This is a genomic window from Bartonella sp. AP258QHHD (assembly GCF_042196145.1).
Lineage (GTDB): Bacteria > Pseudomonadota > Alphaproteobacteria > Rhizobiales > Rhizobiaceae > Bartonella.
In genome coordinates this window covers 50,679-73,653 of sequence record NZ_JBHIPR010000043.1, presented here as the reverse complement: position 1 = coordinate 73,653, position 22,975 = coordinate 50,679, and the positions used below count along the sequence as shown (strand labels likewise).

Annotated in this window: 19 protein-coding genes and 1 pseudogene; 14 read left to right on the top strand and 6 right to left on the bottom strand. The window is 37.2% G+C overall.

What is annotated here, in order from left to right; genetic code table 11:
- Positions 1-150: 150 nt before the first annotated feature.
- Positions 151-1,509, bottom strand: coding sequence for a Na+/H+ antiporter NhaA (gene nhaA, locus ACFIMM_RS04365; protein ID WP_375618444.1), 1,359 nt, complete (start codon positions 1,507-1,509; stop codon positions 151-153).
- A 146-nt stretch (positions 1,510-1,655) separates the two neighbouring features.
- Complete coding sequence (locus tag ACFIMM_RS04360) at positions 1,656-3,362, bottom strand: hypothetical protein (RefSeq protein ID WP_375692635.1); 1,707 nt, start codon at positions 3,360-3,362, stop codon at positions 1,656-1,658.
- 354 nt (positions 3,363-3,716) lie between these two features.
- Here ACFIMM_RS04360 and ACFIMM_RS04355 point away from each other — a divergent pair, with 354 nt between their 5' ends.
- The 8 genes from ACFIMM_RS04355 to ACFIMM_RS04320 all read left to right on the top strand — a co-directional run bounded on the left by ACFIMM_RS04355 (position 3,717) and on the right by ACFIMM_RS04320 (position 11,896).
- Positions 3,717-5,489 carry an SLC13 family permease gene (locus ACFIMM_RS04355; RefSeq protein WP_375682557.1) on the top strand — a complete coding sequence of 591 codons (1,773 nt, stop codon included), beginning with the start codon at positions 3,717-3,719 and terminating at the stop codon, positions 5,487-5,489.
- Between the two features lie 573 nt (positions 5,490-6,062).
- Positions 6,063-6,734, top strand: a complete 672-nt coding sequence (locus ACFIMM_RS04350; RefSeq protein ID WP_375612087.1) for a tetratricopeptide repeat protein — start codon at positions 6,063-6,065, stop codon at positions 6,732-6,734.
- A gap of 4 nt (positions 6,735-6,738) precedes the next feature.
- The gene (gene der / locus ACFIMM_RS04345; RefSeq protein ID WP_375682558.1) at positions 6,739-8,163 is read left to right on the top strand and encodes a ribosome biogenesis GTPase Der; all 1,425 of its coding nucleotides are present in this window, start codon (positions 6,739-6,741) and stop codon (positions 8,161-8,163) included.
- A gap of 1,031 nt (positions 8,164-9,194) precedes the next feature.
- Positions 9,195-9,629: an AtpZ/AtpI family protein gene (locus ACFIMM_RS04340; protein ID WP_375612110.1), complete on the top strand. Its 435-nt coding sequence runs from the start codon at positions 9,195-9,197 to the stop codon at positions 9,627-9,629.
- A gap of 7 nt (positions 9,630-9,636) precedes the next feature.
- A complete protein-coding gene (locus ACFIMM_RS04335; protein ID WP_375612111.1) occupies positions 9,637-10,395 on the top strand; it encodes a F0F1 ATP synthase subunit A in 759 nt (252 codons plus the stop codon).
- A 54-nt stretch (positions 10,396-10,449) separates the two neighbouring features.
- Positions 10,450-10,680, top strand: coding sequence for a F0F1 ATP synthase subunit C (locus ACFIMM_RS04330; RefSeq protein ID WP_005773968.1), 231 nt, complete (start codon positions 10,450-10,452; stop codon positions 10,678-10,680).
- A gap of 143 nt (positions 10,681-10,823) precedes the next feature.
- Positions 10,824-11,390, top strand: coding sequence for a F0F1 ATP synthase subunit B (locus ACFIMM_RS04325; protein WP_273790398.1), 567 nt, complete (start codon positions 10,824-10,826; stop codon positions 11,388-11,390).
- An 11-nt stretch (positions 11,391-11,401) separates the two neighbouring features.
- Positions 11,402-11,896 (top strand): F0F1 ATP synthase subunit B, encoded by a 495-nt coding sequence (locus tag ACFIMM_RS04320; RefSeq protein ID WP_375638039.1) that lies wholly within the window; start codon positions 11,402-11,404, stop codon positions 11,894-11,896.
- Between the two features lie 124 nt (positions 11,897-12,020).
- Here ACFIMM_RS04320 and glyS read toward each other — a convergent pair whose 3' ends face one another.
- From glyS to ACFIMM_RS04300, 4 genes are all read right to left on the bottom strand, one after another.
- Positions 12,021-14,243, bottom strand: coding sequence for a glycine--tRNA ligase subunit beta (gene glyS, locus ACFIMM_RS04315; RefSeq protein WP_375638042.1), 2,223 nt, complete (start codon positions 14,241-14,243; stop codon positions 12,021-12,023).
- A complete protein-coding gene (locus ACFIMM_RS04310; RefSeq protein WP_375682559.1) occupies positions 14,243-15,184 on the bottom strand; it encodes a glycine--tRNA ligase subunit alpha in 942 nt (313 codons plus the stop codon). The genes glyS and ACFIMM_RS04310 overlap by 1 nt, the downstream gene beginning before the upstream one ends.
- Positions 15,185-15,275: 91 nt before the next feature.
- The gene (locus ACFIMM_RS04305) at positions 15,276-16,970 is read right to left on the bottom strand and encodes a tetratricopeptide repeat protein (protein WP_375612092.1); all 1,695 of its coding nucleotides are present in this window, start codon (positions 16,968-16,970) and stop codon (positions 15,276-15,278) included.
- 95 nt (positions 16,971-17,065) lie between these two features.
- Positions 17,066-18,142, bottom strand: a complete 1,077-nt coding sequence (locus ACFIMM_RS04300) for a polyprenyl synthetase family protein (protein ID WP_375629760.1) — start codon at positions 18,140-18,142, stop codon at positions 17,066-17,068.
- A gap of 179 nt (positions 18,143-18,321) precedes the next feature.
- Here ACFIMM_RS04300 and ACFIMM_RS04295 point away from each other — a divergent pair, with 179 nt between their 5' ends.
- From ACFIMM_RS04295 to ACFIMM_RS04270, 6 genes and pseudogenes are all read left to right on the top strand, one after another.
- Positions 18,322-19,110, top strand: a complete 789-nt coding sequence (locus ACFIMM_RS04295; protein ID WP_375629758.1) for a tRNA1(Val) (adenine(37)-N6)-methyltransferase — start codon at positions 18,322-18,324, stop codon at positions 19,108-19,110.
- A 191-nt stretch (positions 19,111-19,301) separates the two neighbouring features.
- The gene (locus ACFIMM_RS04290) at positions 19,302-20,150 is read left to right on the top strand and encodes a S49 family peptidase (protein ID WP_375612095.1); all 849 of its coding nucleotides are present in this window, start codon (positions 19,302-19,304) and stop codon (positions 20,148-20,150) included.
- A gap of 237 nt (positions 20,151-20,387) precedes the next feature.
- Complete coding sequence (locus ACFIMM_RS04285; protein WP_375629755.1) at positions 20,388-21,296, top strand: 4-(cytidine 5'-diphospho)-2-C-methyl-D-erythritol kinase; 909 nt, start codon at positions 20,388-20,390, stop codon at positions 21,294-21,296.
- Between the two features lie 199 nt (positions 21,297-21,495).
- Positions 21,496-22,131, top strand: a complete 636-nt coding sequence (locus ACFIMM_RS04280; RefSeq protein ID WP_375629754.1) for a ribonuclease HII — start codon at positions 21,496-21,498, stop codon at positions 22,129-22,131.
- A gap of 204 nt (positions 22,132-22,335) precedes the next feature.
- Positions 22,336-22,616 (top strand): annotated as a pseudogene (locus ACFIMM_RS04275) (type II toxin-antitoxin system RelE/ParE family toxin).
- A gap of 17 nt (positions 22,617-22,633) precedes the next feature.
- Entirely contained in the window at positions 22,634-22,933 is a 300-nt protein-coding gene (locus tag ACFIMM_RS04270) for a HigA family addiction module antitoxin (RefSeq protein ID WP_375629753.1), read from the top strand.
- Positions 22,934-22,975: the final 42 nt, after the last annotated feature.

Genomic DNA, 22,975 nt, shown 5'->3' with positions numbered 1-22,975 from the left:
GTAAATAGTATGATGATGTTAGTTTCCTCCTTCATAAGTGTAAAGATGAGGCGAGACAACAGCTTTTACATTAAATATCGTCCGAACCCAACAAATGAGCGAAATCGCTTTTTAAAAGTTCTGCATAAAAATGTATTTTTAGTTAGTTTGTTAGGAACTATGAGAAATTCCTTTATTGCGCTTAATATAAATAAATCCATATCCCAGACCGATAAGGGCAGATAAACCTGAGCCACAAAGGACCCCAATTTTTGCCGCATCAAGCAGAATAATATCTTTAAAAGCGAGCATTGAAACAAAAATAGACATTGTAAAGCCAATTCCTGCTAAAAAACCAATGAGTAAAACGCCTGTCCAGGTCATATGAGGGGGGAGGCGGCATAGCCCTGATTTTACAGCTATATAACTGGCAGTGATAATACCAAGAGGCTTACCGATGAAAAGACCAATGACAACACCCAAAACAATCAAGAATGATTTGTCAGAAGAAAGATCAAAGTTTGCAAAACTTACTCCTGCATTTGCGAAGGCAAAAACTGGCATGATACCGTATGCAACCCATGGATGCAATGCTTTTTGAACACGTGTTACTGGGGCGATCATGGCCCGTTGTCCTTTGCGCATCTTTTTCAATGCTGTTGAAATATGATGCAGATCTGTTTTTGTATTTTTTTCTTGAAGAATTTGCATAGCGTTACTGAGCATGGTGAGTGGCGCTACAAGAGTACGGGTAGGAAGAACGGGAGTCATCATCCCTAAGATTACGCCAGCAAGCGATGGGTGAACGCCTGTTACCATTAAACCCCACCAAATGATTGCACCAGGTAAAATGTAAAGCCATGCTGATGCAAGCCCGATCCACTGAAAAAATAGTACCAAAGCAATACCCGCTCCTGCAATCATTAAACCGCTAGGATCAATGTTTGTTGAGTAGAAAAAAGCAATAATAAGAACAGCGATAATATCGTCAATAATTGCTAATGATAGAAGAATAATATGAAGATTAGAGGGAATTTTTTTCCCTAGAAGAGCAAGAATACCTAGAGCAAAGGCAATATCTGTTGCTGTTGGCACAGCCCAACCGCGGATATGTCCCTCGTTAAAATTGAAGATAAAGTAAATAATTGCAGGAACACAAACGCCCCCTATTGCAGCAACAATTGGTAAGATTGCTTGTTTAAAATCGGCAAGAGCCCCTTCATGAATTTCGCGTCGAATTTCCATTCCTGCGACGAGAAAGAAAATAGTCATAAGGGCATCATTAACCCAGAAATGTAAATCCCATGAAAGAGTGAAATGACCCAAATTAAAGCCAAGAGGTGTATGCCAAAAAGATTCATAGAAAGCAGCATATTTAGAATTGGCAAAAATAAGTGCAGAAGCAGCAGCTAATAAAAGAACAACACCACTAAGAGCTTCAATATGGAGAAAACGCTCGATAGCAGAAAGCGCTTGATTAGTGACACGAGAAGCGCGATTAGGCAGGCGATTTGAAGATAAATCAGACATGAACAACTCCAAGCATCGTCAATTTTAGATTCTATACTCTCTGTATAAATGACTTTGTATGATACCTTCTGTATCATACAAAAGAAAAAAGAGGAATAAAGTTCTTAATTTATAGACAAGATCATCATGTTTAAAGCACAAAATGTTTAACGCGACGCTTCATTTTTAATAGTGAGATGTACTTTGCTTAAAGCCTTAGATAGATCATTTTGTAGAGCAGATTCGAGATCAACTATTGCGAGACCTTTATTATCTTTTGCTTTAATTTTAACGATCAATGTTTGTGGATTTTTAGCAAATTCTCCTAAGGATTTTGAAATTTTTTCTGCTTCGTCATGATTTTTTAGCAGAATTTTTGGGGTCTGCGTCATCATTAGATAGAAATCGTCATAAAGTTCCTTTTTTAGATCATGTTGGCTGTCATTAAGATTTTGCGCAAGATAAGAAAAAAGCTTATCAATGAAACCTGCATCCGTATATTGTATATCAATTTCATTGATGCCAAGGTCTTGAGACGCAGCAATCATTATATTTTTCTGACCAGAAAAAAGCTTTTCATCAACATCAATAACCTTAGCCGAGATGTTCCCAGATCCAACGTTTTTCATATTGAAAGACATTGTATCAAGAAAGAGCATACGGTTTTTTTCATCGTAAGAAATATCAATTTTTCCTGAAACATTAAAGCGCTCAAAGTTCAGATTTTTGAAGAACTCTAAGTCTTTTTCATTCATTTTTTTAGGTAAAACGGAAAGGTTATTGAGAGAAAGAAAAAGCTTTTTAGGGATAGGTTGTTTCCACAAACTTGGTTTGAATTGGAATGATTCGAGCGTTGCTTTCAACTGCGGTATATCAACGGTGATATTATCAACTTTGGCATCCGCTGAGGTAATGGCGAGCAGTATGTTTAGAAGAAGACCATTTTGTGCTACTTTTTCAGCGATTTTATTATTCTCTTTTCTTGCATTAAGATAAGCTTTGATTAATTTTTCAGGAGTTTGCTCAAGCGGTTTCATCTTTAAACCAGATGTTTTAAACTGCCCAAGGAAGAAAGAGCTGTTTTTTTCTGCTTCTTCAAAAATATCGACACTTATATTATTCAAAGAAATGGGGCCAGTAACGGTTTTACCTTGATTGAGAGCATTGTTTTTTCCAAAAATGATAGAGTAGGCATAGTTGATGTCGATATCATGGGCTTTTATTGTATTACTTTTAGCCATAAGTTGCATCTGTTTGGCACCATTTGCTACGACCGTTTTAAGATCCATATTTTTGATACTAACTGAATGGATATGGTTATTTCTAAAATCAGAAAGCTGGAAATTCTTGATTTCAACCGTTTCTGTTCGGTTATTTTTATTTTCTATAGAAAGTTGTATATTGGGAGCAATAATTGAGGAAAGCTCAATACGCATCATTGATTGTAAAAGACGTGATGTTATCGTTCTATCTTTTTCTTTTAAGGATACATTCCGAAGAGAAATTTGGGGAATTTGCACATGAATATTATTATACTTTAAATCAACATTATAAAATGTAAACGTTCCGGGAATAAAGGAAAGAGGAGGACGGGCAGAAATGGCACCAATTTTAAGTGATGTACCAGCTGGAACAGGTATTGTCACATTCTTCAAATTGATTTTACCTAGAATGCTTACTTCAGATGTTTCGGCTTTTATGGAATGACGGGCTATTTCTTTTCTTACAAAACTGTCAAGATAGGGTTTTGCAATATAAAATCCACCAACAATTATAATTGCCAAGATAGCAACAAATCCAATAATGCAAGTGAGCCAATATCTGAGGTTACTTTGATACCCACTATTAAGATTGACCATTCTTTCTTCTTTCATTTTTATCACTCTTTGAATTGAGAGTGAAGATAAATTCTTTTAAGCAACGACAAAGGTTTAAATATAGCGTGTACCAGTTTCAACAATTATCTACTCTCTATATTAGAGTTATTCTCATCTTTTTTGCAATATAGCTTTATCAACTTTTATCAATTTTCTTTGGGTTCAGCACTTTATAGAAAAGCACGCATAATAAGGAGAGGCAAGTTTATGCGCATCATAATTTTTTATCACTTTAAAATTATCCTAAAATATTTCGATGTCTGCTTTTATCTTGCTGCTGTTTATAGGAATATTTAAAACATAAAAAATATGTTCTTGTTCATTATAATTTAATGGGGAGAGGTAAGTGTTATGACAGAAAATCAAATAATGGCTTTTTCGATCATTGGTCTCATGATGGTTGTTTTTATTTGGGATCGATTTCGTTATGATCTTGTTGCTATTTGTACTTTATTAATAGCTTGTGCCCTTGGTCTTGTCAGTCCGAAGGAAGCTTTTAGCGGTTTTAGTAATGATATCGTTATTATCGTGGGGAGTGTGTTTGTTGTCAGTACGGCTGTATCTCGCTCTGGTATAATGGAATTTATTATTCAACGGATATGGCCAGACGTGAAATCGGTGCGTCTTCAATTAGCGTTTTTGGTTCTTTCTGTTGTCGTATTATCAATGTTTGTTAAAAACATTGGTGCTTTGGCGATTATGCTTCCGATAGCTTTTCAGTTTGCACGTCGTTCTCAGGTTTCTCCTTCTGTCTTTTTGATGCCCATGGCCTTTGGTTCTTTGTTGGGGGGGCTTATGACACAGATAGGAACATCTCCCAATGTTGTTATTTCAGCGATGCAAGAACGTTTAGTAGGAACACCTTTTACTATGTTTGATTTTACACCAGTTGGTGCGGTTGTTGCGACGGCTGGTGTTGTATATTTGGTCTGTTTTTATTGGCTTTTGCCTGTGCGTGTGCGTTCTGGTGTATCATTTGATGATGCCATTGATATTCGTAATTATGTTGCAGAAGTACATATTCCAATAAATTCACCGATTGTGGGAAAAAATATTGTTGATTTGGTTAAGCCATCAAGTGGTGATGTTATGGTGATTCAAATCATCAGAAACAAAGTATCTATTTCACCATTACCAGATTTTGTTTTGTCTGAAAATGATATTATTTTGCTGGAAGGATCACATACAGGGTTAGATAGCGTGATGAATTCTGCTCGTTTAGAGTTTTCTAAGGGGCGAACTATTGTTGCAGGTGATAAGGACAGTGATATTGATATTATTGAAGCAGTCATTACCCATAATTCACCTCTTATCGGTATTAGTGCGAAAGAGTTTTCCTTATTTGATCGCTATAATGTAAATTTGCTTGCGTTAAGTCGTCAACATGAAAGGGTGCGGGGAAGACTTGATGATATTATTTTCCATCTTGGAGATGTGATTGTTTTGCAAGGACAGGATGCAGTTATTCCAAATTTATTAAGAGAATTGAAATGCTTGCCCCTAGCAAAACGAAATATTGTGTTTGGAAATTTACGACATGGTTTCATCTCTTTAGCTGTTTTATTTATAGCAATTATTTTTACAGCTTTTCATATTGTTCCAGTTGCTTTTTCTTTCTTTTCTGCTGCTGCTGCAATGGTGATCTTTCGTGTTTTGCCCGCGCGTGATCTGTATCAGGCATTAGATGGCTCAATATTAGTGCTATTAGCGGCTCTTATTCCAGTGAGTGAAGCGTTAGAGAAAACAGGATGTACGGATCTCATTGGTCAATGGCTGAGCCAATTGGCAATATTTTTCCCGCCATCCGGTGCTTTAGCGCTTATGTTGGTGACAGCTATGTTGGTTACGCCATTTTTGAATAATGCAGCAACAGTGATGATGGTAGCACCAATTGCGTCAAGTTTTGCTCATTCCCTTCATTATAAGCCTGAAGCTTTTTTGATGGCTGTTGCAATTGGTGCGGGCTGTGAGTTTCTTACACCTATTGGACATCAAAGTAATATGCTCGTGATGGCGCCAGGAGGATATCGTTTTAGTGATTATCCACGTTTAGGTGCTCCATTGGCGGTGTTGATCGTTATTATTGCTGTTCCAATGCTTATGTGGGTTTGGCCTTTACAATAGGATATTTTTAGAAACTTTAAGAATCAATTATAAAAGGTTGTTAATCGTATGAAGATAAGTTGAAGGGATATACTTTATATAAAGAGCTTTAACTGAAGATTTGGAATTATACCACACTGTAATCATGGCGCTTCGGTATTTTTGATACAGATAAAAATTTATCTATTTGGTTTTAGTAGATATTCATGGAAATTTACTGTTTATTCAAGTTTTTTCAAGAATTGGTTTTTCTATTATAATTGTATAATCCAATACAACCAACGATTGCGGTTGAAGACTTTAAAAGATTATTCCTCTATATAATGGAGAGAAAGTTCGCTTGAGATGATAGGCAATCATGATAAATATTAAGGCAGTGAATTTTTCATAATATGTAAAAGCTGTAATGTGAACAAACAGGGTGCTTACATCATTTTCGATTAAGACTGTTGCAAAAATCTGATTGAATTGGCTACATGTTGATTTAAAATAAATAAACGAGCAATTTAAAGATTTTTAGTTAATTAGGGCTACCATCTTTATCCATTTATGCGTAAAAGCACAGCTGAAGTAACTTTTTTCAAGGTATGATATATGTCGTATGATAGTTTTATTGCTGAAGTGAATGCAGAATTTCGTCAGGAAAAGGCGCTTGCTTTTTGGAGACGGTATGGTTTTTCAATTATTGGAGCGGCTGTTCTTTTTATATTCATGATAGTTGCTTATCAAGTTTATCATCATACACAAATAAAGAAAGCTGGTTATATTGGTGATGCATTTGTAAAGAGTCTTGATCTTGCGGATACACGTGATTTTGATAAAGCGATAAAGCAATTAGAAACTGTTAAAACCTCTCATTTTGGGGGGTATCCTTTTCTTGCTCGTTTACGTGAGGCTTCTTTACTCATGGAGAAAGGTGATATTATTAAGTCAGTGGAGATCTTTGATTCTGTTGCAGCGGATGAGAAAGCACCGCAGATTTTGCAGAAAGTTGCAAAAATTCGGGCGGCTTATATTCTGGTTGATACAGGGACATTAGCTGATGTTGAAAAGCGCATCAAAGATATGGCAAGTGATACCGATCCTATGCGTATGTCTGCAAGAGAAGCTTTAGGCTTAGCTGCTTATAAGGCGGATAAAATGGATGAGGCGGTTTATTATTTTAAGAAAATTTCTGAAGAAGGTTCTTTGGGTTTAAAAATAACAGATCGGGCTCGAATGATGCTTGAGCTTATACAAGCTGAGGGCAAGGCAAATAAGGAATAAATCGATGAGCCTTACCATTGCTATCGTTGGTCGTCCCAATGTTGGGAAGTCAACACTATTTAATCGTTTGGTTGGGCAAAAATTGGCTTTGGTTGATGATAAGCCTGGTGTAACACGTGATCGGCGTATTCATGCGGCAAAACTTCAAGATCTACGTTTTGATGTGATTGATACGGCTGGGCTGGAAGAAGCAGGTGATCATACACTTGAGGGGCGTATGCGTTCTCATACAAAAGTTGCAATTGATGAAGCGGATCTTATTTTATTTGTATTTGATGCAAAGAGCGGAATAACACCAAGTGATTTAAATTTTTCTTCATTGGTTCGCAAATCAGGAAAGCCAATTGTGCTTGTTGCCAATAAGTCTGAGTCAAGAGCGGCAACAGGAGGAGAGTATGAGGCGTGGTCATTAGGTTTGGGAGAGCCATGCCCAATATCGGCTGAACATGGTTTGGGACTTAGTGATCTGCGTGATGCAATTATAGATGCTGTTGGGTCAGAGCATGTTTTTGGCAACAACAAAGAAGAAGATAGAATGATACAACCTGCATCTGTTGGTGATGATGTAAAGGATTTGGAAGAAGAAGAGCTTATTTACGATGAAAGTAAGCCCATTAGGATTGCAATTGCGGGGCGTCCCAATACAGGAAAATCCACTCTTATCAATAGTATGTTGAAACAAGAGCGATTGTTAACAGGACCAGAAGCAGGACTCACGCGTGATTCTATTTCTGTAGATTGGGAATGGCGTGGTCGTCATATTAAACTTTTTGATACTGCAGGTTTACGTCGAAAGTCGAGAATTCAAGAAAAATTAGAAAAACTATCTGTTGCAGATACTTTGCGTGCTATTCGTTTTGCAGAAGTGGTGGTCATTGTTTTTGATGCAACGATACCTTTTGAAAAGCAGGATTTACAAATTGCTGATCTTGTGATTCGTGAAGGGCGTGTTCCAGTTATTGCTTTCAATAAGTGGGACCTTATTGAAAACAGTCAGACCACATTGATTGATTTGCATGAAAAATGTGCGCGATTTCTTCCTCAAGTTCGTGGTTTGAGAGCTATTCCTTTATCAGGACAATATGGTCAAGGGATTGATAAACTGATGGAAAATGTCATGATGATGCACCGTGTATGGAATCGTCGCATTTCGACGGCTAAATTGAACCAATGGCTTGGAACTGTTGTGGCACATCATCCACCTCCTGCGGTTTCTGGACGTCGACTTAAGGTTAAATACATCACACAGGTTAAGACACGTCCTCCTGGATTTATGATTTCCTGCTCGCGCCCCAAAAGTATGCCTCAGTCGTATTTGCGTTATCTTGTCAATGGGTTACGTGAAACATTTGATATGTCTGGTATACCCATTCGCATATCATTACGAGCCTCTGATAATCCTTTTGCGACACGTTCTAAGAAGAAATGATAACTCTTTAATTTTTTAAGTGAATGAAATCTATACTTAAGAATCTTAAAAATAAGTTTTTTCAATGATCTTTCTTTTCATAAAAGAAAAAGTTTTATTTGCTAAAGTTTTAATTTTATTGATAATCATTTCATGAGAAGAGTTTAATAGGGAGTATTTAAGAAAGAGTACATAATCCTCTTAATGGGTCATTAAAGTGCAAGAATAGATGCAATATGAGGGTAGGGGAATGTAATTATGATGCTTGTTTGAAAAGCAGCATTAGATTATCGTTTCATAAAAATAAAGCTTATGAATAAGCGCTTTTGCTTACGATAGTTTGTCTGAATAAAAAGCAAAAATATTTGCTGAATCTACGGATATTCAATTGTAAAGAGCGAAATTCATAAAAGTGGATTAAAATTGTATAAAGTAGTATGGTAATCGTATTTAAATTTTATTGTGTTCTATTGGCTTAATCTATTTGAAATTTTGGATTTATTAATATCTTGTATTTAAAGGACCTTCTCTTAATACCCTCAAGCTCATTTCGTGATGAGGCCTGTAATGGCGGATGTAAAATACTTTGCGAATAGGATCATATAGAAACCATTGATTATTTCATTTTCATAAAATAAAAAGTGCAAGTTTATTCGAATAAAAGGAGAAAACCAACGCTCTCATACTGTTTTTAGCTTTCTATGTTCTCTTTCAAAACTAGGACTGATATAACATTGGGAGTCGGAAAATAAGATGGTATTGGTTTACACCTTTTGTTAAGTGTAAAAATGGTTGTTCTATGAGTTTTATATTATTCACGTGAACTTTTCGTTATACATTCACGGGTGCTGTCGTGAAATCGGTTTAGGTGCTTGGAATATCTTTTTAAGAAAGCATGTAAATTGAAAAATACGTTATTTCTGCAATAAAATTTATACGATAACTTGTGATAGATTTCTTTTAGTATCTTGACGAATAAATTCGGGAACAATATGATGCACACGGTTTTATGAAATGTATTCTTACGTTGCTTTTTAATTAAGGAGCCAATGATGGCGATGGGCGAGAAACCCGTTATGAGCCGTAAGGAGGCTGAAGAGGAAAAGCAAGGAGAGTGTCTTCATTCAGAGGATTTGGAATGTCGTAGTAGGAACTTAAGCGTAGCTTTAGTGCGCAAGCAAGCATTAAAGAAGCGGGAGCATAGGAATAAGCGGGAAAAATCACAAGGAAGGATGGCAGGTGCAATTAAGCTTTCCAGTGAGTTTCTGGCAAGTATTATAGTTGGTATTGTTTTGGGGTTGGGGTTTGATAAGTTAGCAGGTTCATGGCCTTGGGGATTGGTATTTTTTCTCTTCTTTGGATTTGCTGCTGGTGTATTGAGTATTCTTCGGTCTGTGGGGTATGTTTCCTCCAGTCAATTAGGAAAAAAAGGCGTATTGCGCCAAGATAAACAAAATAAAGGGGCCAATGAGAGGTCCGATAAATGAGGTTGAAGTGACAGCGCACGCTCCAGATCCTATTCATCAGTTTGAGGTTTTAAGGCTGATTAAGATTTCCATAGGAAATATGGATTTATCGTTTACAAATGTATCATTGTTTACAGTTCTCACGGTTGTTGTAACTTCTATTTTTCTCTTTATTTCATCATCGAGTCGTGGATTGGTTCCAACGCGGATGCAGTCTCTTTCGGAAATGGCATATGAATTTGTAGCATCGACTCTGCGGGAATCATCTGGTGTGCAGGGAATGCAGTTTTTTCCTTTAGTTTTTTCTCTGTTTACTTTTATTTTGGTTGCTAACTTTATTGGTCTCTTTCCTTATTTTTATACGGTTACGTCTCAAATCATGATCACGTTTTCGTTAGCAATGGTGGTAATTTTGACGGTGATTGGTTATGGCTTTTATAAGCATGGGGTCAGTTTTTTGAAACTGTTCGTTCCCAGTGGAGTTCCTGTTGTGGTTTTACCTCTGGTGACAATGATTGAGGTTATTTCTTTTCTCTCCCGTCCAATTAGTCTTTCTCTTCGTCTTTTTGCGAATATGCTTGCTGGTCATATTACGCTTAAAGTGTTTTCTGGGTTTGTTGTTTCAATGATTGGGGTAGGAATTGTAGGTGTGGGTGGTTCGATTTTACCGCTTATTATGACTGTAGCAATTACTGCTCTTGAGTTTTTGGTCGCATTTCTTCAGGCTTACGTCTTTACGGTTTTAACTTGTATGTATCTTAATGATGCAATTCATCCAGGACATTAATAGAACTGGCGGTTTTCCGTCGAATAATGCAATTTCGCTTTAAAGGAGAATAACATGGAAATGGTGCTTGCAGCAAAATATATTGGCGCTGGTCTTGCTTGCTTTGGTATGGCTGGAACAGCTTTAGGACTTGGTAATATTTTTGGTAGCTATCTTTCTGGTGCATTACGAAATCCATCAGCAGCAGATAGTCAGTTTGGACGTCTCGTCTTTGGTTTTGCTGTAACAGAAGCTTTGGGAATTTTTTCATTGCTCATTGCTTTATTACTTCTTTTTGGGGTTTAATCATTATCAAAAGGGTATATCTGTTCTTGCATGAGGAAAGATTTACCCTTTTAGGCTCTTAACCAGAGAGATGCCAGAGAGATGTTTGTCAGTTATCATCGGTTATAGAGGGCTTTAATAAGCTATTTAAAGGATGAAAGAAGATGTTTGTTTCAAGCGCTTATGCACAGAACACTGAAACGTCGATAGAACATATTAAAAAGGTGGCAGAGCATGCAAATCGTGTGTTTCCGCCTTTTGATTTTGTGCATTTTGGTTCGCATTTTTTCTGGTTGGCAATTTCTTTCGGACTGTTTTATCTTTTTATCTCCCGTGTAATTGTACCACGTATTGGCGGTGTTATTGAAACACGGCGAGATCGAATCGCATCTGATTTAGATCAGGCAATGCGCATGAAGCAAGAAGCAGACATTGTTGTTGAAACTTATGAGCGGAAATTAGCAGAAGCGCGTTTGAACGCGCAGGCTATAGCGCAGGTAGCTAGTGAAGAATTAAAAGAAAAGGCAGAGCTTGAACGGAAAGAAATTGAAGAGAGTTTAGAGAAAAAACTCGCAGATGCTGAAAAACAGATAGCAAAAATTCGGGATAAAGCGATGCAAAATGTTGGTTCTATCGCTGAAGAAGTAGCTCTTGAAATTGTGAAAAAATTGATTGACGTTGATATCAGCAAAGAGGCTGTTCGTTCAGTTGTTAAAACTGCGGATTATTGAGGAAGACAAAGATGACTGATACTTTTTGGGCATTTGTTGGGTTAGTTCTTTTTTTGGCTCTTTTAGTCTATTTCCAAATTCCACAGAGGGTTATACACCATCTTGATGCGCGCGCGAAACGTATCAAAGATGAACTGGATGAGGCTCTGCGTCTTCGTGAAGAGGCACAGGAAATATTGGCTGAATATCAACGCAAACATGCAGAAGCAGAAAAAGATGCGCAAGAAATTATTGCAGCAGCAAAGCATGAAGTTGAATCCGTTATTGCTGAGGCCCGTGCAAAAGCAGAAGAATATGTAAAAAACCGCAATAAATTGGCAGAACAAAAAATTGCCCAAGCAGAAGCGGATGCAATACGCATGGTTTCTTCATCGGCGATTGATTTGGCAATTTCTACAGCAGGTACCCTTATTGCAAGGGAAATAGATTCTAACAAGGCAGATGAACTTATCAAAGAGTCTCTTGAGAAAGAATCATTTATCAAAATGAAAACATATCTTAATTAATGATATTTGAGAGATAAAGAACAGTCTCTTTGGTTGCATAATTTTCTCAATATTAATTAATAAAAGTCATAAAAAAGAAAAAATTATCTTCATTGTTTTTATCAGTTAATAGGGTATTTTGATTTTAAATGACAAGTTTTGAGAAGTCTGCAACCGATTGTGTAACAATGTGAGTGCGTTTGAGAAGAGCAAGACGGTTAGCACGAACATCAGTTTTTTTATCATTCACCAATACTTTTTCAAAAAATATATCAATCAATTTTCCAAGTGGCGCTAGCACACTGAGTGCAAATGATAAATTTGTTGCATTGATGGGAGCAAGAACCTTTCTTTCTACTTCACAGATTGCATGATAGAGCTGCTTTTCTTCTTTCTCGACAAAGAGCTCAGGATTAATTTCATTCGCTATTGTTGTGCTTTTTTGAAATTCATTTTCAAGAATATTGGCAGTACGTTTTACAGAGGCTACAAAGTTCATTCCATCGTGGGTATTGATGAAAGCGATAAGCGATTCGACACGACGTGCAACCAATAAAAAATCATCAGAATCTTTATTTAAAACGGCTTCAAGGGCATCGTAACGAGCGCCTTCCTCTTTTAGATAGATTTTCAAACGGTCATGAAAAAAGAATAACAGATCTGATAAAATATATTCTGTTTTTTCTGGAAGCAGATTCTGCAATTGTGAATTTTCTCTTTGAGAGATTTCATATTTATTTTTTTGTTGTAAGAAAAGATTCGTTGCTAACTGGAACAGCGGCATAAGATTGATTTTCCAATCTCGCGAAAGTACAAGCCTAATAATTCCCAATGCTGCTCGTCTTAACGCATAGGGATCTTTTGAGCCCGTTGGTTTTTCATTAATGAGCCAAAAGCCAACGAGCATGTCAATTTTGTCGGCGAGCATAACGGTTATAGCAAGTGGTTCTTGTGGAAGACGATCTGTTGGTCCTTGAGGTTTATAATGGTCTTCGATTGCTACAGCTACGCGAGGATCTTCCCCTTGAAGAAGGGCGTATTTTTGCCCCATAACACCTTGTAGTTCAGGAAATTCTCCGACAATTTCTGTTTGCAAATCAGCTTTTGCAAGGATGGCTGCACGTTTTGCTAAAAGAGGATCTGTTTGTATCAAAGGGGCAATTTCTTGTGCGAGTGTAGCAATGCGTTCTACTCTTTTACCTTGTGTACCTAATTTAGCATGAAAGGTTACATTCAAATGATCAAGTCGCGCCATTCTTTGATCGAGAGGTTTTTTTATATCAAGCTCAAATTTTTTTATAGAAGATTCCAATTGTTGAAGATCAGGCAAATCATGCTGATCGGTTTGCCAAAAATGAAGTGCATCAGAAAGACGGGCACGGACAACCTTACTATTTCCTTTCGAAATTTCTTTGCCTTCATCATTTGCAAGAATATTAGAAACGAGAATAAAATGATGAGAAAGTTTTACTTTTTCTCCTTGTTTGCGGGTGACAAAACATTTTTGATTGGCTCGAATAGTCAAGCGAATAATTTCTGGAGGAATATCAAGGAATGATTTGTCAAAATCACCCATCAGGATAACAGGCCATTCAACAAGACCAGCAACTTCTTCTAGGAGGGGATTATCTTGAACCAGTTCTAAACCGTTTGCAAAGCAGAGATTTTGGGCATCAGCTAAAATAATATTCTTTCGTCTTTCGGCATCCAGAATGACTTTATGGGTTTCAAGTTGAGTAACATAGTCATCAAAGCGGCGCACTTGAAATGGCTCTCCATCACTTAAGAAACGATGACCATAAGTTAAATTATTGCTTTTAAGAGAACCAATTGTAAACGGAATAACATGTGTTTCACCAATTTCTGGTCCGAAGATGCAAAGAATGTTTTGTAAAGGTCTAATCCACTTCAAAGTACCACTTTGTGCTGAATCTTTTCCCCAACGCATAGATTTCGGCCACGGAAAGTTGCGGATAATATCCGGTAAAATATCGGCAATAATTTCTTCTGCAGCTCGACCTTTTTTAACAATTTTAGCAATATAAAAATGACCTTTTTTATCATCATGTCCAATATGCGCTTCAGAAACATCATTTAATCCTGTTGCACGTAGAAAACCATCAATTACATGCTGTGGTGATTTTATACTGGGACCTTTGCGTTCTTCATGGACATCTTTGGAGCGTGTGGAAAGTCCGCGTATGTCCAATGTTAGCCGACGAGGTGTCCAATATTCACGAGCAGCTTCATAGATCAATCCAGCATTCACAAGTTGATCTGTAACAGATTTCTTAAGATCAGCAGCAGCTTTTCGTTGCATACGTGCGGGGATTTCTTCACTGAAAAGTTCAAGAAGAAGATCAGACATTAGGCTTCTCCAGTATATATTTGTCCAGCTTCTGTGAGTAAGAAGGCTTCCCCACAACGGCGCGCGAGATTACGAACGCGAAGAATGTAATTTTGTCGTTCGGTTACAGAAATAACGCCACGTGCTTGCAAAAGATTAAAGATATGGCTCGCTTTAATACATTGATCATAGGCAGGAAAAACACAGCGATGGAATACATTTTCTTTATTTGGTTTTCCAGCATCAAGAAGTGCGCTGCATTCGCGTTCTGCATCGATAAAGTGCTGATGGAGCAGTTTTGTATCAGCAAATTCGAAGTTATAATATGAGTATTCCTGTTCTGCCTGTAAAAAAATATCTCTATAACTTATTTTGTTTTCTCCCTCGAAACCATTAAAGTTAAGGTCATAGACGTTATCAACCCCTTGGATATACATCGCTAGACGCTCAAGACCGTATGTGAGTTCCCCTGAAACTGGAGCGCATTCAATGCCGCACACTTGTTGAAAATAAGTAAATTGAGAGACTTCCATTCCATCGCACCAACATTCCCATCCAAGCCCCCAAGCACCAAGAGTGGGACTTTCCCAATCATCTTCAACAAAGCGAATATCATGCAGTTTTGTATCAAGCCCGATAGCTTGTAGCGACTTTATATAAAGTTCTTGTAGATTGAGCGGAGAGGGTTTGAGAAGCACTTGGAATTGATAATAGTGTTGTAAACGATTTGGATTCTTACCATATCGGCCATCTGTTGGACGTCGAGAGGGTTGGACATAAGCAACTTTCCAAGGGCGTGGTCCTAGAGAGCGTAATGTTGTTGCTGGATGAAAAGTCCCAGCTCCGACTTCCATATCGTAAGGTTGCAAAATTGCACACCCATAGTGTGCCCAATAATTTTGCAAAGTTAATATTAGTCCCTGAAAAGAACGTTTGGGGTTAAGATGTTCAGGCAGTTTCACGCTTTATACTCTTTATATTGAACTAAACAAAAAACAAAGTAATTTTAGTTTCTCTATTTATTATTTCATGTGGTTTATGGTTAAGCATCGTTTATTGCAAACCAAATTTCAACTTTTCTTGAATTTGTTCAGAATTTTCTGGTTTTCCGTCAATTGCGTGGTTCCATTGAAAGATTGCTTCACGTTTACGCCCAACTTTCCAATAGGCATCCCCTAAATGATCATTTAGTGTTGGGTCCTCAGGTTGTAATCTGACAGCATTTTCTAATATTTGCACTGCTTTATTATATTCTTTTAGTTTATAATAAGCCCACCCTAAAGAATCGAGAATATGACTGTTGTGAGCTTGTAAAGCAGAGGCTTTTTGTAGCATACGGAGCGATTCTTCAAGCTTCTCACCACGTTCCACAAGGGAATAGGCTAAATAATTAAGAACCTGCGGTTGATTTGGGAAAAATTCAAGTGATTTTCGCAAGTCAAGTTCTGCTTTTGGCCATTGCTTTAAACGTTCAAAAGCAATACCACGCTGATAAAAGAGTTTCCAATCGTCCTGCTGAAAGTTTTTTATCTTTGTAATAGCGTAGTCTAGAGTTTTAATGGCCTCAAGAAATTTATTGTCCTGCATATAAAAAGCAACGAGCGTTATCAAAATATTACGATCATTGGGAAATTTTTTATTTAACAATGTGAGTAATTTTATTGCTTCTTTGTAATTGTTGTTATTGGCAAGAAGGAATGCAAGATGAAGTTGTCCATCTTTATAATAAGGAGATTTAGGGGATAAAGCGCGATAAAGTTTAATTGCTTGATGTGGATCGTTCAATTTAGCAGAAATGTGTGCGAGCTGAAACAGTGTTGCGTCATTTTGAGGGTATAAGGCGAAAGATAATTGCTTAAAAATACGTGCAATTCGCCCTGAGTTTTTGTAGTTGAGGGCTGTTCCAAAATTATATAATACCTCGGCTGCTCCTTGTTGAGGTGTTTTAATAACTCTCTCTAAGAAAGAATTTTTTTCAATTTTTTCTTGAAAGTTTTTAAGGACTTCTCGACCTGACAACATTTGTTCGCCATGCTGGATTGTTTGAAGAGCTTGGTTGCGCATATTATGGCGCAATTGGAATGAGGCATAGGCTATGATAATACGCTCATAAGTATTAGGAGCGATAAGAGTTCCCTGTTTGTTACTCAGTGCTTTAATGAAATATTTTTTTGCATCCTTTGGCCGTTCTGCAAGGTCGCTCATAAGTGCTAGATGATAAGATATAAAAAGATCATACCAGACAGGACCTTTGAGTTTTTTAAGATCATCGATTGCCTGAGATTTTTGTCCAGATCCAAATGTAATCCAAGCGCCGATGAGTTCAGGTATTGGATTATTGGACGTAGGAAGTTCCTTTAATTTCAGAAGAGCCTTGGCATTCTTATAATCTTTTTTGATGAGACTTTCTACTGACAAAGTTAAGGAAACAAAGGGAGTTATAACATCGTTCTCTTTGAGTTTTTGGGCTTGTTGGACAGCTTCTTTAAAGTTTCCGACCGAGAGCATAGCTTCAAGGAGCTCTTTTTGTGTTTCAATGTTATCAGGTTGATAAACCAGTGCTTGTTTAAAATAATTGATAGCAAGTTCTGTTTTATTTTCATGATTTGCAACCCGTCCAGCTAAATAAGCACCTGTAAATGAGCTTGTATGAGTTGCTGCACTTATTTTACTGTAGGTGAGGGATGGCATCAGCATGATACCCACGATAAAGAGGGCAAAAAGTCGAGATACCGTTGCAGAGCACATGGAGCTAATCCTTTTCAAGATAATCAATTGATGGTGTTGTTTATAGATCATATCTCATTACTTTGTTGAGAAATACTGCGATTCTTGCAAAGAATTCAGTTTACGCGCGCAATACAAAATTCAACAGTCTCAACGAGAGCATTATAAGCAAGATTTTCATTCATGGGAACAAGAGCATCAATTGCATATTTTCCATAGATGCGTGCTTGTTCTATTGTATCTGTGATACTATCATACTTTTCCATTAAGTGTTGCGCGTGTGCGAAGGATTCATCATTATTATTGCCATCTTCAAGCGCTTTTTTCCAGAAATCTTTTTCTACCATATTCCCACGCTCATATGCGAGAATAACAGGCATTGTGATTTTTCCTTCTCTAAAATCATCCCCTATATTTTTTCCTAAGTTTTGAGCACTACCGCTATAGTCAAGTGCATCATCAATTAATTGGAAAGCTAAACCTAAGGATGTTCCATATTCACGTAATGAAGAACGCTCTTTATTTCCATAGCCAGCAATAATGGGTCCTACTTCAGCGGCTGCTGAAAAAAGTGCTGCTGTTTTTGCATCGATGATTTTGAGATATTCTGAAGGGCTGGTTTTTATATTTTTTGCGGCAGAAAGTTGCATAACTTCTCCTTCAGCAATAATTGCAGCAGCGTTGGCTAGGACAGAGAGCGCTTCTATGGAACCGACATCGACCATCATTTTAAAGGCCTGGCCCAATAGGAAATCACCAACAAGTACACTTGCTTGATTCCCCCAAATCATCCGTGCTGTAGATTTTCCACGTCGTAAATTACTTTCGTCAATCACATCATCGTGTAGCAATGTTGCTGTATGCATAAATTCAACAGCTGTTGCGAGTTTTATATGCCCGTCACTTTGATAACCGAACATATGAGCAGAAGCGAGCGTAATCATTGGGCGTAATCGCTTTCCACCTGATGAAATAAGATGGTTAGAAATTTCAGGGATCATCTCAACCTCTGATTTTGCCATAGAGAGAATAAATTGATTTACGCAATCCATATCTTTTTGAGTAAGATTGACAAGAGGTTGAAGAGAAATTTGATTATTTCTTATTTGTTTTGGTTTGATAGCTGCACTCAATGTGTTTACTCCTAGAGTATTGCAATGGACATATATAAAATTTACTTTATTCATTAGCATAAAGGGGGTTTGGTTTTGACTCAAGCTTTTGATGTCGTTTAAAAGTGTTAGCTTGGAATGTTATTGGCAAGAAATGTTCTTTAGCGAGTGTAATCTTATTGTTATAAAATAATAAAAAATTTAAAATAGCAGCTGAATGGCAAAAATGCAGTTTATAAAGGTGAGCATTAGGCTTTTAAATGGATAAAGCAGCGAATCAGAGTGGTGAAACAATTGACAGTTTTCACCGCGGGAAATTTTATTTGGTTCAACCCCATAAATATGGTCATCGTTCTGGAATGGATGCGATGTTATTAGCTAGTTTGGTTCCAAGTGATTTAAAGGGCAAGGTTGTTGATTTAGGTGCTGGTGCTGGAGCTGCAGGGTTAGCTGTTGCTTCGCGTTGTCTGAAAGTTCATGTTACCTTAGTTGAACGTTCGGCTTTTATGATATCTTATGCTCAAAAAACGCTTATGCTAAAACAAAATAAACAATTTGCTAGCCGAATTTGTTTGCTAGAAGCAGATGTTACCTTCAAAGGGAATGCCCGTATAAAAGCAGGTTTGATAGATAATAGCTTTGATTTTGCGATTATGAATCCACCTTTTAATAATCCCACTGATCGCAAGACACCTGATCAACAAAAATCTGAAGCACATGTTATGCCTGAAGCGATGTTTGATAATTGGTTGCGGAGTGCAGCAGCGATTGTCAAGCCAGGTGGATACTTAGGGCTCATTGCACGACCACAATCACTAGTAGATATTTTGCGTGCTTTAGAAGGGCGCTTTGGTGGTATTTGTATCGTTCCTGTGCATGCACGTGCAAAGACAGCAGCAATTCGTCTTTTATTTTACGCAAAACGAGGAAGCAGAGCAGCTTTATCTATTTTACCGGCATTGGTTATACATGAAGGTAATGACCATACTTTTTCACCCCGAGTTGATGCAATTAATAATGGATATATAAGCTTGTGGGAACTTTTCTAATAGTATCTTGTGTTTTTTAGTTTATTATTTAAAGTCTACACTTTGTTGTTAGGGAGGTTTGACTTTGGATGAAATTATATTTCTGGTTGTAATGTGGGGATTGATTGGCGTTTTTGGATGGTATCGCGTTCTTCCTTTTTGTTGTCCTTGCCTATTTAATTGTTCTTAATTTATAAGGAGATTTTGTTTTGATGGATTTTATTAAAAGTTTTATTCCACGCCGTTTTTCTTCCGATAAACTTGAAATTCCTGTGGTGCGCCTTCAAGGAGCAATTATGGATTCATCAGCATCTATATCTCGTACCCTTTCCCTCAGTAGGTGTGCAAATCTTTTAGAGAAGGCTTTCGCACACAAAAAGTCACCGGTTGTTGCACTTATTATTAATTCTCCTGGTGGTTCACCTGTACAATCGCGTTTTATCTTCAAGCGCATTCGTGACTTGGCAGAAGAAAAAAATAAAAAGGTTCTTGTGTTTATTGAAGATATTGCAGCATCTGGTGGTTATATGATTGCTTGTGCAGGGGATGAAATTTTTGCAGATCCTTCTTCAATTGTTGGTTCCATTGGAGTGGTTTCAGCTTCCTTTGGTTTTCCGGAACTTTTGAAGAAAATTGGTATCGAACGGCGTGTATACACAGCAGGAAAGAACAAAGTTACATTAGATCCATTTCAGCCAGAAAAAAAGGCGGATATTGAGCATTTGAAATCTCTCCAACTTGAAGTGCATCAAACTTTTATCGATTTGGTTAAAGAACGGCGTGCTGAAAAATTATCAGATGATTCGAATCTCTTTACAGGAATGTTTTGGAGTGGAAAACAAAGCGTTGGGCTTGGTCTGGTTGATGGATTGAATGATGTACGTTCTGTTATTAAGGAGCGCTTTGGTAATGATGCAAAACTTCGACTTATTATGCCTCCAAAAAGTTTTTTAGGACCTAAAACGCCTTCAGGAGTGACGGCACATACGGTCTATACAGTCGTTGATAGTGCATTGATGGCAGCAGAAGAGCGAGCTCTTTGGCAGCGTTATGGTTTGTGATGGAAAGGATCATTCAAGCCAGAGAGATTTTTATCTAAAAACAGATACTAGAAGAAAAAAGGCTTGAAATGATACGAATGAGAACATGTCGTTTATTTTGTATGAGAACTCTTTATATTTATTGTTTTTTAGAAAACGATTAAGAATATTCCAAGCTGTTTATAGGGCTCGTGCTAAAAGTATGGGTAAAAGGGGGAAATTTTTAAAAGAACCCTATGTAAGTGAATATTACGTCATATGATATCAAATGTACAAACTTCGTTCCAAAGACATTCCTATTTATTTACACCTATTAAATTGAATTTAGCTCTACATGTTGTAGGGCAACGTGCTGACGGGTATCATTTAATAGAGAGTTTGGTTTATTTTAGTCTTAGCGGTGATTGTCTACACTATGCACCTTGTGAAAATAATCAGTTTGTTTTGACGGGGTCGTTTGCAAAAGGGCTTGTTTCTCATTTAGACAATTTGGTTATTCGCGCAAGGGACTTTATGCATAAGACTTTTCCGGAATGTGCTCAACCTGCTTTTTTTCGGCTTGTAAAAACATTACCTGTTGCTTCAGGCATTGGTGGTGGCTCAGGTGATGCAGCTGGGGTTATCAGCATGTTGCGTCGGCAGTGGAATCTTGATTGCTCTTACGAAGAATTAGCAAAAATGAGCTTAGTTCTTGGTGCTGATGTTCCCATGTGCCTTTGTGCATTAGAGTATCAGCAGCCGCTTTTGGTTAAAGGAATTGGTCAAGAGATGATACGACTAAAAGAAGCTTGTTCATTAGCAATGGTATTGGTTAATCATGGACAAGAGATTTCAACACAAGCTGTTTTTAAAGCGTTAGAGAAGCGTCATAATCCTTCTTTAAAAATTAATACAGACGCTTTAAAGAGTGTTGATTCATTAGTTGAAGTTTTACAAGAAACGCGTAATGATCTTTTTTCTCCTGCATTAAAAATAGCACCTCAGTTAGCTGAAGTGTTATCTATATTAGATGAATGTGGGGCTCTTTTTTCCCGTATGTCTGGAACGGGAGCAACTTGCTTTGGCATTTTTAAAAATAAACAAACGGCGCAACAAGCAGCTCTTTTTATCAAATCAATGTACCCAAATTGGTTTGTAAAACCTATCATGACTTTAGGAAATATTTGATAAATAAATATAAAAGCTTTTATTTTATCATGATTTTATTATACATAATAAAAGAGGGTAACCAAAGAAATGTGTTTTTTTATTTTTTGTGCAAGAATTCGTGGAATGTTTGAAGAGCCATTTAAAACTGTAATGCTTGCAAAAAATGATCAGGCTACAGAAATAGATGTATGTTTGTTGTATTTGTGATGTATCAAAGATGTTTAATTTGCCGCTTCAACCAAATTTTTCGTGCGAATTGGATTTGCAAAAACAGGGTTTTTTTCATATAGCAGGTGTTGATGAAGTAGGACGGGGGCCTCTCGCTGGACCTGTGGTAACAGCAGCCGTTATCTTGGATAGAGATCGTATTCCTAATGGGTTAAATGATTCAAAAAAACTTTCTTTTTTCCAACGAAATAGACTTTATCATGAAATTTTGCAAAGTGCATTAGCGGTTTCAGTCGCCAGTCTTTGTGCTCGTACAATTGATCAATCTAATATTAGAAAAGCAACGTTAGAAGCAATGCGTCGCTGTATTATAGGATTAGCCATTCCAGCCCACTATGTCCTTGTTGATGGGCGTGATATTCCTTCTGAGTTGTCCTGTCCTGCAATGGCATTGATTAAGGGCGATCAGCGTTCAGTTTCAATTGCAGCCGCATCTATTATTGCGAAAGTAACGCGTGATCGGATGATGGAATGTACAGGACAAGTTTATAAAGGGTATGGTTTAGAGAAGCATGTAGGTTATGCAACGCTAGCGCATCGTACAGCTCTTGATAAATATGGACCAGTTATAGGATTACATCGTTATAGTTTTGCACCACTAAAAGAGTGTAAAAAAGGTAATTAAAATCAGTGATTTACTACAAGAGTAAAGGGTTTTATAATTCATTGATTCTATTATGTTTTTTGAGTGTCTATCCCTAACCTTTTTGAAGCTTTTTATCACTTATTCCTATCTATTTTTCCAGATATAGAATCAGATATTTCTAACATGGGCTTAACTCTTATTTGTTATTAACCGTATAGCAATGATATACGACAAGGGGCGGTAATGGCAATTGTGAGTTTTAAATATAAGGGCTTAAAATTATTTTATACAACAGGTTCCACAAAAGCTATTTGACCAGATCACTTAAAAAATTATGCGTTATCTTAACGGCTTTAACAAGTGCTACTACGCCTGAAATGTTGAGAGCGCCTGCCTTTAAAATACACCCTCTTAAAGGTGAACTTACAGGGTACTATTCTATATGGATGAATGGAAATTGGCGTGTTACTTTTCGCTTTATAGGAACAGATGTGGAGCTTGTTGATTATCAAGATTACCATTGATGAGAGGAATGAAAAAAATGACGCATAACCCCGCACATCCGAGTGAAGTTCTGAAAGTAGCTTTCTTAGAAGAAATGGGGATAACAATACAAAAATTAGCTGATCATCTCCATATGACAAGAGCTTCTTTATCAAGAGTGATTAACGGACATGCTTCTATAAGTACCGAGCTTGCTATTAAATTAGAATTAGCTGGTTTTAGTAAAGCAAAATTTTGGTTGGATATGCAAACAAACTATAATTTATGGCAAACAAAGCAACAGGCACAACCACCTATTTCTCTTCTTGTTTTTGATACACCTCAAACGCCGCTTTGATTTCGTTAATAATTTTGATGGTGCTTTGGTTTGTTTTTTTAG